This window comes from Enterobacter sp. AG326, assembly GCF_004362415.1.
GTDB lineage: Bacteria > Pseudomonadota > Gammaproteobacteria > Enterobacterales > Enterobacteriaceae > Enterobacter > Enterobacter asburiae.
This window is the reverse complement of record NZ_SNXG01000005.1, coordinates 18,071-33,189: the sequence shown is the minus strand read 5'-3', so window position 1 is coordinate 33,189 and position 15,119 is coordinate 18,071. Positions and strand designations below refer to the sequence as shown.

General features: G+C 53.4%; 15 protein-coding genes. All 15 read right to left on the bottom strand.

What is annotated here, in order from left to right; genetic code table 11:
* Positions 1-45 precede the first annotated feature (45 nt).
* The 15 genes from pstA to rsmG all read right to left on the bottom strand — a co-directional run bounded on the left by pstA (position 46) and on the right by rsmG (position 15,086).
* Positions 46-936 (bottom strand): phosphate ABC transporter permease PstA, encoded by an 891-nt coding sequence (gene pstA / locus DFO52_RS16095; protein ID WP_023309794.1) that lies wholly within the window; start codon positions 934-936, stop codon positions 46-48.
* Entirely contained in the window at positions 936-1,895 is a 960-nt protein-coding gene (pstC, locus tag DFO52_RS16090) for a phosphate ABC transporter permease PstC (protein ID WP_024907883.1), read from the bottom strand. The genes pstA and pstC overlap by 1 nt, the downstream gene beginning before the upstream one ends.
* Before the next feature lie 128 nt (positions 1,896-2,023).
* Positions 2,024-3,064 carry a phosphate ABC transporter substrate-binding protein PstS gene (gene pstS, locus DFO52_RS16085; protein WP_008500186.1) on the bottom strand — a complete coding sequence of 347 codons (1,041 nt, stop codon included), beginning with the start codon at positions 3,062-3,064 and terminating at the stop codon, positions 2,024-2,026.
* A 321-nt stretch (positions 3,065-3,385) separates the two neighbouring features.
* Positions 3,386-5,215: a glutamine--fructose-6-phosphate transaminase (isomerizing) gene (gene glmS / locus DFO52_RS16080; protein WP_023309792.1), complete on the bottom strand. Its 1,830-nt coding sequence runs from the start codon at positions 5,213-5,215 to the stop codon at positions 3,386-3,388.
* A 238-nt stretch (positions 5,216-5,453) separates the two neighbouring features.
* Positions 5,454-6,824: a bifunctional UDP-N-acetylglucosamine diphosphorylase/glucosamine-1-phosphate N-acetyltransferase GlmU gene (gene glmU / locus DFO52_RS16075; RefSeq protein ID WP_047646765.1), complete on the bottom strand. Its 1,371-nt coding sequence runs from the start codon at positions 6,822-6,824 to the stop codon at positions 5,454-5,456.
* 138 nt (positions 6,825-6,962) lie between these two features.
* Positions 6,963-7,382 carry a F0F1 ATP synthase subunit epsilon gene (locus tag DFO52_RS16070; RefSeq protein ID WP_006177560.1) on the bottom strand — a complete coding sequence of 140 codons (420 nt, stop codon included), beginning with the start codon at positions 7,380-7,382 and terminating at the stop codon, positions 6,963-6,965.
* Positions 7,383-7,402: 20 nt separating this feature from the next.
* Entirely contained in the window at positions 7,403-8,785 is a 1,383-nt protein-coding gene (gene atpD / locus DFO52_RS16065) for a F0F1 ATP synthase subunit beta (RefSeq protein WP_006177559.1), read from the bottom strand.
* Positions 8,786-8,816: 31 nt separating this feature from the next.
* Positions 8,817-9,680, bottom strand: coding sequence for a F0F1 ATP synthase subunit gamma (atpG, locus tag DFO52_RS16060; protein ID WP_008500191.1), 864 nt, complete (start codon positions 9,678-9,680; stop codon positions 8,817-8,819).
* A gap of 51 nt (positions 9,681-9,731) precedes the next feature.
* Positions 9,732-11,273: a F0F1 ATP synthase subunit alpha gene (gene atpA, locus DFO52_RS16055; RefSeq protein ID WP_006808751.1), complete on the bottom strand. Its 1,542-nt coding sequence runs from the start codon at positions 11,271-11,273 to the stop codon at positions 9,732-9,734.
* A gap of 12 nt (positions 11,274-11,285) precedes the next feature.
* Positions 11,286-11,819, bottom strand: coding sequence for a F0F1 ATP synthase subunit delta (gene atpH, locus DFO52_RS16050; protein WP_023309790.1), 534 nt, complete (start codon positions 11,817-11,819; stop codon positions 11,286-11,288).
* 14 nt (positions 11,820-11,833) lie between these two features.
* Positions 11,834-12,304: a F0F1 ATP synthase subunit B gene (atpF, locus tag DFO52_RS16045; RefSeq protein ID WP_014072436.1), complete on the bottom strand. Its 471-nt coding sequence runs from the start codon at positions 12,302-12,304 to the stop codon at positions 11,834-11,836.
* A 48-nt stretch (positions 12,305-12,352) separates the two neighbouring features.
* On the bottom strand, positions 12,353-12,592 hold the full coding sequence (gene atpE, locus DFO52_RS16040) for a F0F1 ATP synthase subunit C (RefSeq protein ID WP_000429386.1): 240 nt from the start codon (positions 12,590-12,592) through the stop codon (positions 12,353-12,355).
* Between the two features lie 49 nt (positions 12,593-12,641).
* Positions 12,642-13,457 carry a F0F1 ATP synthase subunit A gene (atpB, locus tag DFO52_RS16035; protein ID WP_023309789.1) on the bottom strand — a complete coding sequence of 272 codons (816 nt, stop codon included), beginning with the start codon at positions 13,455-13,457 and terminating at the stop codon, positions 12,642-12,644.
* Between the two features lie 8 nt (positions 13,458-13,465).
* Positions 13,466-13,846 (bottom strand): F0F1 ATP synthase subunit I, encoded by a 381-nt coding sequence (gene atpI / locus DFO52_RS16030; RefSeq protein ID WP_133550762.1) that lies wholly within the window; start codon positions 13,844-13,846, stop codon positions 13,466-13,468.
* 616 nt (positions 13,847-14,462) lie between these two features.
* Positions 14,463-15,086, bottom strand: coding sequence for a 16S rRNA (guanine(527)-N(7))-methyltransferase RsmG (rsmG, locus tag DFO52_RS16025; RefSeq protein ID WP_023309787.1), 624 nt, complete (start codon positions 15,084-15,086; stop codon positions 14,463-14,465).
* Between the last annotated feature and the right edge of the window lie 33 nt (positions 15,087-15,119).

The window sequence follows — 15,119 nt, the reverse complement described above, 5'->3', positions numbered from 1 at the left end:
ACTCATTTCCTCATTCAGCGCCGCGAGCTGCCGCGCCGTAAAAAATTAACCGTGTTTCTTCTTCGCGAAAATGACGCGCGCCAGAATGTTCAGCAACAGTACGCAAAGGGTAATGATCAGCACCCCGGCCCAGGCCAGCTGCTGCCATTCCGCGAATGGGCTCATCGCAAATTTAAAGATCGTCACCGGCAGGTTGGCGATCGGCTGCATCATGTCCGTGCTCCAGAACTGATTGGAGAGGGACGTAAACAGCAGCGGCGCCGTTTCACCCGCGATACGCGCAACCGCCAGCAGGATACCGGTCATGATGCCGGAGACAGACGCCTTCAGCGTAATCGCAGAGATCATCTTCCATTTCGGCGTACCCAGCGCATAAGCCGCTTCACGCAGGCTGTCCGGCACCAGTTTCAGCATGTTCTCGGTGGTACGAATAACAATCGGCACCTGCAGCAGCGCCAGGGCAATCACACCCGCCCAGCCAGAGAAGTGTTCCATCTGCGCCACCACCACGGTGTAAACAAACAGACCCACGACGATAGACGGGGCTGACAGCAGAATGTCGTTGATGAAGCGAATCACTTCCGCCAGCCAGGATTTACGACCGTATTCTGCCAGGTAGATGCCCGCCATGATGCCCAGCGGCGTGCCGAAGACCGTCGCCCACAGGATCAGCAGGCCGCTGCCCGCCAGGGCATTCGCCAGGCCACCACCCGCCGTGTTCGGCGGCGGCGTCATTTCGGTGAACAGCGACAGTGACATCCCGTCAATCCCGCGAACGACCGTCGAGAAGAGGATCCAGACCAGCCAGAACAGGCCGAATGCCATCGTCGCCATAGAGAGCGACAGGGCAATACGGTTTTTCATGCGGCGTCTGGCCTGCATTTTGCGGCGGGATTCCGCCAGTTCAGCGGTTGCTTGCATTTCGAGAGTGGCCATTAGCGTGCTCCCTCATTTTTAGCGAGGCGCATAATCATTAGCTTGGAAATCGCCAGAACAATGAAGGTGATAACGAACAGAATCAGACCCAGCTCCATCAGCGCCGCCACGTGCAGCCCGGATTCCGCTTCCGCAAATTCATTCGCCAGCGCCGAGGTAATACTGTTACCCGGCATGTAGAGCGACGCGCTGTCGAGCTGGTAGGTGTTACCGATGATAAAGGTGACCGCCATGGTTTCACCCAGCGCACGACCTAAGCCCAGCATCACGCCTCCGATCACCCCATTTTTGGTGAACGGAAGGACAATGCGCCAGATAACTTCCCAGGTGGTGCAGCCGATGCCGTAGGCCGACTCTTTCATCATCACCGGCGTTTGTTCGAACACATCGCGCATAACCGCCGCAATGTACGGAATAATCATGATGGCGAGGATCACACCTGCCGCCAGAATGCCGATACCGAAAGCCGGGCCAGAGAACAGGGCACCCACAAACGGAATGGCAGAAAGGACGTTACCGACCGGTTCCTGGAAATACGTGGCGAACAGCGGAGCAAAGATGAACAGGCCCCACATGCCGTAAACGATACTTGGAATAGCCGCCAGCAGTTCGATGGCAATACCCAGCGGGCGTCGCAGCCAGCCCGGCGCCAGCTCCGTCAGGAACAGGGCAATACCAAAGCTCACCGGAACCGCAATCAGCAGGGCGATGAACGAGGTCATCAGCGTGCCGTAAATCGGTACCAGGGCACCGTAGATGTCGTTCGGCGCGTCCCACTCTTTGGTCCACAGGAAGGAAAAACCGAATTTCTGGATGCTCGGCCATGAGGAGAAAATCAGAGACACGATAATGCCGCCCAGCAGCAATAGCACAATCAGCGCAGCCAGTTTCACCAGCGCGCTGAAAATCATGTCACCTTTTTTACCCGGAGGGTTAAATGCAGGCTTGGTTGCAGCCATAAATTACTCTTCTGTTTGAGACGTTTTTACGAATATGCCCGGTGGCGCTGACGCTTACCGGGCCTACAGCTTAAACCGTAGGGCGGGTAAGCTCAGCGCCACCCGCCATCTTCGTTAAATATATCCTGTTAGTACAGTGCTTTACCGCTGCTGTCTTTCACGTTGGTTTTCCATGCAGCGCGAATCTGCTCAACCACGTTGTCCGGCAGGGTAGCGTAATCCAGGGCGTTAGCCTGTTTGCCGCCGTTTTTGTACGCCCAGTCGAAGAACTTCAGCACTTCGGCGCCCTGCTCAGGTTTCTTCTGCTCTTTGTGAACCAGGATGAAGGTGGTAGAGGTGATTGGCCACGCACCTTCGCCTTTCTGGTTAGTCAGATCCTGCGCGAAGGATTTGCTCCAGTCAGCGCCTTTCGCCGCGTTAGCAAAGTTCTCTTCGGTCGGGCTAACCGGTTTGCCGTCGGCTGAAACCAGTTTGGTGTAGGACAGGTTGTTCTGCTTGGCGTACGCATACTCTACGTAACCAATTGAGCCAGGCAGACGCTGTACGAACGCGGCGATACCGTCGTTACCTTTACCGCCCAGACCGGTTGGCCAGTTAACGGTAGAGCCGGAGCCGACTTTAGATTTCCACTCTTCGTTCACTTTTGCCAGGTAGCTGGTGAACACGAAAGAGGTACCGGAACCATCCGCGCGGCGAACCACGGCGATGTTCTGAGAAGGCAGCTTCAGGCCTGGGTTGAGTTTAGCGATCGCTTCGTCATCCCATTTTTTGATTTTGCCCAGGTAGATGTCACCCAGGGTTTTGCCGTCCAGCACCAGCTCACCCGACTTCACGCCCGGCAGGTTGATGGCCAGAACCACACCACCGATCACGGTAGGGAACTGGAACAGGCCTTCCTGAGCCAGTTTGTCATCAGACAGCGGAGCGTCTGATGCGCCGAAATCAACAGTGTTCGCGGTAATTTGTTTAACGCCACCGGAGGAGCCGATACCCTGATAGTTAACCTTGTTACCGGTTTCTTTCTGGTAGGTATCTGCCCATTTGGCATACACCGGCGCAGGGAAGGTTGCACCAGCGCCAGTCAGGCTTGCTTCTGCAAATACAGAGAACGCGCTCAGAGATAAGGTCGCGGCGACAACAGTTGCGACAGTGGTACGCATAACTTTCATAATGTCTCCTGCAAGATTTTCGTAAATCGTTGTTTAGTGGCTACGATGAGCAAAATAGGACAAACAGGTGACAGATAAATGTACGAATTATGACAGTTTTATGACAACGTTAATTTCACTTAAAAACCAGCAAAAGAAAGCTTAATTTTCATCGTGTTAGCCGCTTTTATGACAAGACGTTTTCAGAAATATTTTCTTTATGTGACACTGAAAAAAGTAGCTGAAGATGACAAATTGTCATTATTAAAAACGAGAAAGGATTGATTAAAAACAAGACGGGCAGGATAAAAAAGCTCCACCCGAAGGTGGAGCCTGAAGGGATTATTCTACGGTAACCGATTTCGCCAGGTTACGCGGCTGGTCAACGTCGGTGCCTTTGATCAGCGCAACGTGATAGGCCAGCAGCTGCAGCGGAACGGTGTAGAAGATTGGTGCGATAACCTCTTCCACATGCGGCATCTCGATAATGTGCATGTTGTCGTTGCTGACAAAACCGGCATCTTTGTCGGCGAAGACGTACAGAACACCGCCGCGGGCGCGCACTTCTTCGATGTTAGACTTCAGTTTTTCCAGCAGTTCGTTGTTTGGTGCCACAACGATGACCGGCATATCCGCGTCAATCAGCGCCAGCGGGCCGTGCTTCAGCTCGCCAGCCGCATAGGCTTCAGCGTGAATGTAGGAGATCTCTTTCAGCTTCAGCGCGCCTTCCAGCGCAATCGGATACTGATCGCCACGACCCAGGAACAGGGCGTGATGTTTGTCAGAGAAATCTTCCGCCAGCGCTTCAATGCGTTTGTCCTGAGACAGCATCTGCTCAATACGGCTCGGCAGCGCCTGCAGGCCGTGAACGATGTCGTGCTCAACGGAAGCATCTTCGCCTTTCAGACGCGCCAGCTTCGCCACCAGCATCAGCAGAACGGTCAGCTGAGTGGTAAACGCTTTGGTGGAGGCCACACCGATTTCGGTGCCCGCTTTAGTCATCAGCGCCAGATCGGACTCACGCACCAGCGATGAGCCAGGAACGTTACAGATAGCCAGAGAGCCCAGGTAACCCAGCTCTTTAGAGAGACGCAGCGCGGCCAGCGTATCCGCCGTTTCACCAGACTGGGAAAGGGTGATCATCAGGCTGTTACGACGCACCGCGGATTTGCGATAGCGGAATTCAGACGCGATTTCCACATCGCACGGCACGCCCGCCAGGGATTCAAACCAGTAGCGAGAAACCATACCGGAGTTGTAGGAGGTGCCGCAGGCCACGATCTGAATATGCTCGACCTTGCCGAGCAGTTCGTTCGCGTTTGCGCCCAGCTCGCTCAGATCCACTTCACCGTGGCTGATGCGCCCGGTCAGGGTGTTTTTGATGGCGTTTGGCTGCTCGTAAATCTCTTTCTGCATGTAGTGACGGTAAGCGCCTTTGTCGCCCGCGTCGTACTGCAGATTCGATTCAATCTCCTGACGTTTCACCTGCTCGCCTTTGGTATCGAATACGGTCACGCTGCGACGGGTTACTTCCGCGATATCACCCTCTTCGAGGAAGATAAAGCGACGGGTAACCGGCAGGAGCGCCAGCTGGTCAGAAGCGATGAAGTTTTCGCCCATGCCCAGACCGATAACCATCGGGCTACCGGAACGCGCTGCCAGCAGCGTTGACGGATCGCGGGAATCCATGATCACCGTACCGTACGCACCGCGCAGCTGAGGGATAGCACGCAGCACCGCATCACGCAGCGTGCCGCCCTGCTCCAGCTCCCAGTGCACCAGGTGAGCAATTACTTCGGTGTCAGTTTCAGAGACGAAGGTGTAGCCGCGCGCTTTCAGTTCTTCGCGCAGCGGTTCGTGGTTTTCGATAATGCCGTTGTGCACGACCACGATGTGTTCAGACACATGCGGGTGCGCGTTACCTTCAGACGGTTCGCCGTGCGTCGCCCAGCGGGTGTGAGCAATACCGGTACCACCGTGCAGCGGATGTTCTTCCGCAGCCTGGGCCAGCATCTGCACTTTACCGAGACGACGCAGACGGGTCATATGACCTTCTGCATCGACGACAGCCAGACCGGCTGAGTCGTAACCACGGTATTCCAGACGACGTAAACCTTCGAGAAGGATTTCAGCAATATCACGCTGCGCAACTGCGCCAACAATTCCACACATAATTTTAGATTCCGAATTTAGGCATTATGCCTGCGTTGTCGCTGACCTGTATTTGCCCTTTCCGGGCACCCCGAGCCTTGTAGAGAGTGGGGTTATTTTTATGGGTACTGCTTGTGGGGGGAGGATTATATTATCCCCTCACCCCGGCCCTCTCCCCAAAGGGGCGAGGGAGAAAAACACCGCACCGAACGATCCCCTCTCCCCTTTGGGGGGAGGGTTAGGGTGAGGGGTAAATCCGTTACTTTTTCTTCACCGGGCGTTTCCAGCCCTGCTTGCTGACCTGCGGAACGCGGCTTAACACCAGCTCGTTCTCGGCCACATCGCGCGTAACGGTTGTTCCGGCGGCGATAGTCACTCCGTTACCCACGGTAACAGGCGCCACCAGCTGCGTATCGGAGCCAACGAACACGTCGTCACCGATGATGGTTTTAAACTTATTCGCGCCGTCATAGTTACAGGTAATGGTCCCTGCACCAATATTCACGTTATTGCCAATTTCCGCGTCGCCCAGATAGGTCAGATGACCGGCTTTCGAGCCTTTACCCAGACGCGCTTTTTTCATCTCCACGAAGTTACCCACGTGAGCGCCTTCCAGCAGCTCAGCGCCCGGGCGCAGACGCGCAAACGGGCCGATGGTACACGCCGTATCCAGACGGGCATCTTCCACCACGCTGTATGGGCTGATTTCGCAGTCGTCACCGATGACGCTGTTTTTAATCACGCAGCCGGCGCCAATTTTGACGCGATCGCCCAGCGTGACGTGACCTTCGAGGATAACGTTCGTATCAATTTCAACGTCACGCCCGTGAGATAACGAACCACGCAGATCGAAACGCGCCGGATCGCGCAGCATCACGCCCGCCAGCAGCAGTTTTTCGGCCTGCTCGGACTGATAAATACGCTCAAGACGGGAGAGCTGAAGGCGGTTGTTCACGCCGTCCGTTTCGCTGATGCGCGCCGGATGAACGGCGGCAATTTCACGCCCTTCGTGGTACGCCATCGCAATGATGTCGGTGATGTAGTATTCACCCTGCGCGTTGTTGTTGTCGAGTCTGGACAGCCAGCGCTTCATATCCGCGCCGTTGGCAATCAGGATACCGGTGTTGATCTCCTGAATCTGGCGCTGTTCGTCGCTGGCATCTTTATGCTCAACAATACCCGTGACGTTGCCGTTTTCACGGGTGATGCGGCCATAACCGCTTGGATCGTCCAGCACGACGGTCAACAAACCGATGCCGCCCTGCGGTTTGGCTTCACGCAGGCGAGTCAGGGTTTCAACGGAGATCAGCGGGACATCGCCGTAGAGCATCAAAATGTCTTCGTCATCGGCAAAGAAAGGCGCAGCCTGCTGCATCGCATGGCCTGTGCCCAGCTGTTCGGCCTGAAGCACCCAGTTGAGCTTGTCATCGCTCAGCGTCTTTTTAAGCAGATCGCCGCCGTGGCCGTAGACCAGGTGGACCTGACTGGCACCCAGCTCGTTCGCTGCATCAATGACATGCTGCACCATTGGCTTTCCTGCAAGCGTGTGGAGCACCTTAGGCAGATCGGAATACATGCGGGTCCCTTTGCCAGCGGCAAGGATCACCACGCTCATCGCACTGTTTGACATACGCATCCTGACGGTAGTTTGAGTGTGAAGTAAAAACGTTTGATGCTTAAAATTCTACATCTTTTTCATCATGAATTAAGGCCGAAAAAAAAAGCCAGCCTGGGATCCAGACTGGCTTTTGTGCTTTTCAAGCCGGTGTTACATCGCTTTTTTGGTCAACTCGATAACGCGCAGTTTCGCGATCGCTTTGGCCAGCTCCGCAGACGCCTGAGCGTAATCCACGTCACCATGAGAGCTGCTAATGTGCTCTTCAGCCTTACGCTTCGATTCCAGGGCTCGCGCTTCGTCGAGATCCTGTCCACGGATAGCGGTATCGGCCAGAACGGTCACACTGCCAGGCTGCACTTCAAGAATGCCGCCGGACAGATAGATAAACTCTTCGTGACCGAACTGTTTAACGATGCGGATCATACCAGGCTTAATGGCGGTGAGCAGCGGTGCGTGACCCGGGAAAATACCCAGTTCACCTTCACTACCCGTTACCTGGATTTTCTCGACCAGACCAGAGAACATTTGTTGCTCTGCGCTGACGACGTCCAGGTGGTAAGTCATTGCCATATCACCCTCCGATTAAGGCGTTAAAGTTTTTTGGCTTTTTCCACGGCTTCGTCGATGGAACCAACCATGTAGAACGCCTGCTCTGGCAGGTGATCGTATTCGCCTTCCATGATGCCTTTAAAGCCACGGATGGTGTCTTTCAGGGAAACGTATTTACCCGGAGAACCGGTGAATACTTCCGCAACGAAGAACGGCTGGGACAGGAAGCGCTGGATCTTACGCGCACGTGCTACCACCAGTTTGTCTTCTTCAGACAGTTCATCCATACCCAGGATGGCGATGATGTCTTTCAGTTCCTGGTAACGCTGCAGCAGGGACTGTACGCCACGCGCGGTGTCGTAGTGTTCCTGACCAACAACCAGTGGATCCAGCTGACGGCTGGTGGAGTCCAGCGGGTCAACGGCCGGGTAGATACCCAGAGACGCGATCTGACGGCTCAGTACCACGGTTGCATCTAAGTGCGCAAAGGTGGTTGCTGGAGATGGGTCAGTCAAGTCATCCGCAGGTACGTATACCGCCTGAACGGAGGTGATAGAACCGGTTTTGGTAGAGGTGATACGTTCCTGAAGAACACCCATCTCTTCCGCCAGCGTAGGCTGGTAACCTACCGCTGAAGGCATACGACCCAGCAGTGCAGATACTTCCGTACCGGCCAGGGTGTAACGATAGATGTTATCAACGAACAGCAGAACGTCACGGCCTTCATCACGGAACTTCTCAGCCATCGTCAGACCGGTCAGCGCAACGCGCAGACGGTTTCCTGGTGGCTCGTTCATCTGGCCGTAAACCAGGGATACTTTGTCCAGAACGTTGGAGTCGGTCATTTCGTGGTAGAAGTCGTTACCCTCACGAGTACGTTCACCTACGCCCGCAAACACAGAGTAACCGGAGTGCTCGATCGCGATGTTACGGATCAGCTCCATCATGTTTACGGTTTTACCAACACCCGCACCACCGAACAGACCGACTTTACCGCCCTTCGCGAACGGACACATCAGGTCGATAACTTTGATACCGGTTTCCAGCAGTTCCTGAGAGCTGGACAGCTCTTCGTAGGAAGGTGCCGCGCGGTGGATAGCCCAACGCTCTTCTTCACCGATGTCGCCTTTCATGTCGATTGGTTGACCCAATACGTTCATGATACGACCCAGTGTTGCTTTACCTACCGGGACTTCGATCGGGTGCTCAAGGTCTTTAACTTCCAGACCACGACGCAGACCGTCGGAAGAACCCATCGCGATGGTACGCACGATACCGCCGCCGAGCTGCTGCTGAACTTCCAGCACCAGGCTCTCGTTACCATTCTGTACCTCAAGCGCGTCGTACACGCGTGGTACGGCGTCCTGAGGGAACTCGACGTCCACCACGGCGCCGATTACCTGGACAATCTTTCCAGTAGCCATCTTGAATCCTCTACGTAATTCGTAAACCTGGTTAAACCGCGGCGGCCCCCGAGACGATCTCGGTGAGTTCCTGAGTAATGCTGGCCTGACGAGCTTTGTTGTAAACCAACTGCAGCTCTTTAATCAGGCTGCCGCCATTATCGGTCGCGGCTTTCATCGCCACCATTCGTGCGGCCTGCTCGCTGGCCAGGTTTTCTACAACGCCCTGATAAACCTGAGATTCAACGTAACGACGCAGCAGGGTATCCAGCAGCGGTTTCGGATCGGGTTCATACAGGTAATCCCAGGCTTTTTGCTTCAGCTCGTCATCTTCTGATGCCGGTAACGGCAGCATCTGAGTGAGCGTTGGAACCTGAGACATGGTGTTAATGAATTTGTTGCTGACAACGTACAGTCTGTCCAGACGGCCTTCATCATAGGCCTGCAACATCACTTTAACCGGGCCGATCAGTTCGGACAGGGACGGGTTATCACCCATACCGGTCACCTGAGCGACAATGTTGCCACCAACGGAGTTAAAGAAAGAGACGCCTTTAGAGCCGATCATTGCGATATCGCACTGAACGCCTTTTTCAGACCATGCTTTCATATCCGCCAGCAGTTTTTTGAACAGGTTAATGTTCAAGCCGCCACACAGACCACGGTCGGTCGACACCACCAGGTAGCCCACGCGCTTAACGTCGCGTTCTTCCAGGTAAGGGTGCTTATATTCCAGATTACCGTTTGCAAGGTGACCAATCACTTTGCGCATGGTTTCTGCATAAGGACGGCTGGCCGCCATGCGATCCTGCGATTTACGCATTTTGGAAGCGGCGACCATCTCCATCGCTTTAGTGATCTTTTGCGTGTTCTGGACGCTTGCGATCTTACTACGTATCTCTTTTGCGCCGGCCATGAGCTTCTCCTCAATGCCAGGCGGCTTGTCCTGAGACAAGCCGCCGGACGATTACCAGGATTGGGTTGCTTTGAAGGAATCGAGGATAGCTTTCAGCTTGCCTTCGATTTCGTCGTTATAGCCACCGGTCTGGTTGATCTCTTGCATCAGCGGAGCGTGATCACGGTCGACGTAAGCCAGCAGAGCGGCTTCGAAGCTACCGATTTTCGCCAGTTCCACATCTTCGAGGTAACCGCGTTCAGCCGCGAACAGTACCAGGCCCTGCTGAGCAACAGACATTGGTGCGTACTGTTTCTGCTTCAGCAGCTCGGTCACTTTCTGACCGTGGCTCAGCTGTTTACGGGTTGCTTCGTCCAGATCGGATGCGAACTGAGAGAACGCAGCCAGTTCACGATACTGTGCCAGCGCGGTACGAATACCACCGGACAGTTTCTTGATGATCTTGGTCTGAGCAGCACCACCAACACGGGATACGGAGATACCCGGGTTAACCGCCGGACGAATACCGGAGTTAAACAGGTTGGTTTCCAGGAAGATCTGACCATCGGTAATGGAGATTACGTTGGTCGGAACGAACGCAGAAACGTCACCCGCCTGGGTTTCAATGATCGGCAGAGCGGTCAGAGAGCCCGTTTTACCCTTCACTTCACCTTTGGTGAAGTTCTCGACGTATTCCGCGTTAACGCGGGAAGCACGCTCCAGCAGACGAGAGTGGAGGTAGAATACGTCGCCAGGGAACGCTTCACGTCCAGGTGGACGACGGAGCAGCAGGGAAACCTGACGATAAGCAACAGCCTGTTTAGACAGGTCATCGTATACGATCAGCGCATCTTCACCGCGGTCACGGAAGTATTCGCCCATTGCGCAACCGGCGTATGGCGCCAGGTATTGCAGTGCAGCAGATTCAGACGCGGTTGCTACCACAACGATGGTGTTAGACAGTGCACCGTGCTCTTCCAGTTTACGGACCACGTTGGAAATGGTGGACGCTTTCTGGCCGATGGCCACGTACACACATTTGATACCGGAGTCACGCTGGTTGATGATGGCGTCGATTGCCATCGCGGTTTTACCGGTCTGACGGTCACCGATGATCAGTTCACGCTGACCACGACCAATTGGGATCATGGCATCAACGGACTTATAACCTGTCTGAACAGGCTGATCTACGGACTGACGGTCGATAACGCCTGGTGCGATAACTTCGATTGGAGAGAAGCCATCGTGCTCAACCGGACCTTTACCGTCGATTGGCGCACCCAGGGTGTTAACAACGCGACCCAGCAGGCCACGGCCAACCGGCACTTCAAGAATACGGCCAGTACACTTAACCTTCATGCCTTCGGCGAGGTCAGCGTATGGACCCATCACAACTGCACCTACGGAGTCGCGCTCCAGGTTCAGTGCGATAGCGTAACGGTTACCCGGCAGGGAAATCATCTCACCCTGCATACAATCGGCCAAGCCGTGGATGCGGATAACACCGTCACTTACAGAAACAATAGTACCTTCGTTGTGAGCTTCACTCACAACACTGAACTGAGCAATGCGCTGCTTGATCAGTTCGCTGATTTCGGTGGAATTCAGTTGCATGCTCCAGTCCCCTTAAGACTGCAAGACGTCTGCAAGGCGTTCAAGACGGCCGCGTACGCTGCCATCAATGACCATATCACCCGAACGGATGATTACGCCTGCCATTACAGACTTATCGATTTTGCAATTCAGCTTAACTTTGCGTGACAGACGTTTTTCCATCGCGGCGGTGATTTTCGCAAGCTGTTCATTACTCAGTTCAGTCGCAGAAGTCACTTCGACTTCAGCGGTTGCTTCACTAAGGGCACGTAAGTGCTCAAACTGCTCGAGAACATCCGGGAGCACACGGAGACGACCATTTTCTGCCATCACCTTAATCAGGTTCTGGCCGTTGGCATCCAGTTGCTCTCCGCACACGGCGATAAACGACGCGGCGAGAGTTTCAGGTGCTAACGCACCGGAAAGCAACTCAGCCATTTGTTCGTTTTTCGTCACCTCAGCGGCAAACGCCAGCATATCCTGCCAGCGATCGACATTTTGGTGTTCGACAGCAAAGTCAAAAGCTGCTTTGGCGTAGGGGCGAGCTACCGTAACAAATTCAGACATCAGCCCCTCCCTCCTTACAGTTCAGCGACAAGTTTGTCCACGATGTCGCTGTTAGCAGCTTCATCCACGGAACGTTCGATGATCTTCTCGGCGCCAGCAACAGCCAGAATCGCAACCTGCTTACGCAGTTCTTCACGAGCACGTTTACGCTCAGCATCAATTTCTGCCTGAGCCTGTGTCACGATCTTAGTACGTTCCTGTTCTGCTTCAGCTTTGGCTTCGTCCAGGATCTGAGAACGGCGTTTGTTAGCCTGTTCAATGATTACCTGAGCTTCAGCTTTCGCTTTTTTCAGCTGGTCTGTCGCGTTGGCCTGTGCAAGGTCCAAATCTTTCTTAGCGCGTTCTGCGGAAGCCAGACCGTCAGCAATTTCTTTCTGACGTTTTTCGATGGCAGCCATTAAAGGCGGCCATACATACTTCATGCAGAACCAGACAAAGAGAATAAACGCGATGGCCTGGCCGAGGATTGTTGCGTTCATGTTCACAGCACAATACCTCTTTAATTTCTGTGGCTTAGGGTTTTAAAACTACTACTACGCGACAGCAAACATCACGTACAGACCCAGACCTACAGCGATCATTGGGATAGCATCCACCAGACCCATAACGATAAAGAACTGAGTACGCAGCAGAGGAATCAGATCAGGTTGACGCGCTGCGCCTTCCAGGAATTTGCCCCCGAGGATGCCGATACCGATCGCAGCACCGATAGCCGCCAGACCCATCATCACAGCGGCAGCCATGTACAGCAGATCCATATTCAGGTTTTCCATGACAGTCTCCAGTTTGTTTCAATTAAAACGTAGTAGTGTTGGTAAAAAATCAGTGCTCTTCAGACGCCATCGACAGATAGACGATCGTCAGAACCATGAAGATAAAGGCTTGCAGCGTAATGATCAGGATGTGGAAAATGGCCCATGGCACATTCAGAATCCACTGTGACCACCACGGCAGAAGACCCGCGATCAGAATGAAAATCAGCTCACCCGCATACATGTTGCCGAACAGTCGCAGACCCAGTGAAACAGGTTTGGACAGCAGGCTAACGCCTTCCAGGATCAGGTTGACCGGAATAAACGCCCAGTGGTTGAACGGCTGCAAGGTAAGCTCTTTCACAAAGCCGCTTACGCCTTTCATTTTGATGCTGTAGAAAAGGATCAGGATAAATACGCCCAGCGCCATCGACAGGGTGATGTTCACGTCCGCAGACGGTACAACACGCAGCGCAGGCAGGCCGAAGATGTGCTCGCCGATAAACGGCAGCAGATCGATTGGCAGCAGGTCCATCAGGTTCATCAGGAAGACCCAAACGAACACGGTCAGGGCCAGCGGAGCAATCAGCTTGCTCTTACCATGGTACATGTCTTTGACGCTGCCATGGACGAAGCCGATGATCATTTCGATGAAGGTCTGGAATTTCCCTGGTACACCGCTGGTCGCTCGTTTAGCAACACCGCGGAACATGGCCAGGAACAGAAGACCCAAAACCACCGAGAAGAACATGGAGTCGATGTTGATCGTCCAGAAGGTGGCCGGGGGGTTATGTGGATCCACCAGCGAGAATGTACGCAGGTCCAGCTGAAGGTTATTCAGATGGTGACCTATGTAATCCTGCGGCGTCATATTTTCTGAAGCCATGATGCCTTTTACCCTTTGTTATTGATTACAGCTGGAGCCAGAACTTGTACCACCAGCACCAAAACCCACGTTGCTATCAGCGGCATGAGGACCACTTTCAAAACCGCCAGCGCCATCACCAGTAAAGCAAAGGTCAGCAACACCTTACACACTTCGCCGAGGGCGAAGGACCAGGCCACGCGGCCTTTGGCGGGTGTATGCGCCTGATGACGCCAGGCAAAAATCATAAACAACACGTTTGGCAGCACAACCGCCAAACCCCCGCACACGGCGGAGATGCCCCAGAAGGGGTCTTTGAGGCTAAACAGCAGTCCACTTGCTATCACAGCCAGAAACTGAACGAACAGAAGCTTACGAGCAACGTTTCTACTCAAGAGCGACACAGACATCACGTTTTTACTCCTGCTCCCTTCGAGGTATGCCGCGTGTCGTATAAAACGTCCTTTAAGGCTCAGAGTCAAGCATCAAAAAGCGGTCAAATTATACGGTGCGCACCCGTGATTTCAAACATTAAGTAGCGAAAAGGTGAATAAATGTTTAAATATTTTTCCCCACCGCTATTTTTTAACTTTCGCTGAAAGCGTCAACCTTCGACCAAAACTGCAAACAGCGCGAAAACGTTGGCTATAAAGCGTGCACGAGATCACAAAACACACATTTGCGATAAGGTTGTATTTATCAAAGGCGCAAATCGCATAAATTTATCTTTATGAAATTAAAAGCAAAACGTCGCAACTATTTTCAAAACAGCCCAGTACACAATAAAAACGTTTTATTGACATTCTTAATAAATAATTAACATTGCGTTCTGGTTGCTGCCTTCCACTTTTAGCAGACTTATATTTTCACAGATGACTATCTTCTCGGTGAATAAAAGTGGCCAGGTTAACCAGAAGAAAAACCTTAGTGAAAAAGAGGTTAAAAGCTCACCGGTAAATCCCCGGTAGTTGTGCTGTTTTTTAACATGCGAAGAACAGCACAAATTCCACATTTTTTATTAATTTTTTAAAAATTGTTTGGCTTAATTATCACCAGATGACGCTCCCCATCGAGCTGAGGAATGTGTAATTTCTCGATGGATTCAACAGCAAAACCGTCCGGGAGCTGTTCAATTTCATCGCCTGGCAACTGCCCTTTCAGCGCATAAAAGCGGCCGTTCTCTGCAGGCAAGTGCTTACACCAGCTCACCATATCATTGAGCGAAGCAAACGCGCGGCTGATAACACCATCAAACGGCGGCTCTGCCGGGAACTCCTCTACCCTGCTCTGCACGGGCGTGATGTTTTCAAGCTTCAGCTCATGCTGTACCTGACGTAAAAAGCGCACGCGCTTGCCAAGGCTGTCCAGCAGCGTGAAGTGGCTCTCAGGGCGAACAATCGACAGCGGAACGCCCGGTAAACCAGGTCCCGTACCCACGTCGATAAAACGCTCACCTTTCAGCCACGGGGCAACCACGATGCTATCGAGAATATGGCGTACCAGCATCTCGTTGGGGTCACGTACTGAGGTCAGGTTGTACGCTTTGTTCCATTTGTTCAGCATATCGACATAGGCCACCAGCTGATTTTTCTGGTGATCGGTGAGCGAAATACCTGCCTGATCCAGCAGACGAGAGAGTTTGTTAAGCACGGTGAATACCTGTTGGAAAACTTAGGTGGCGGA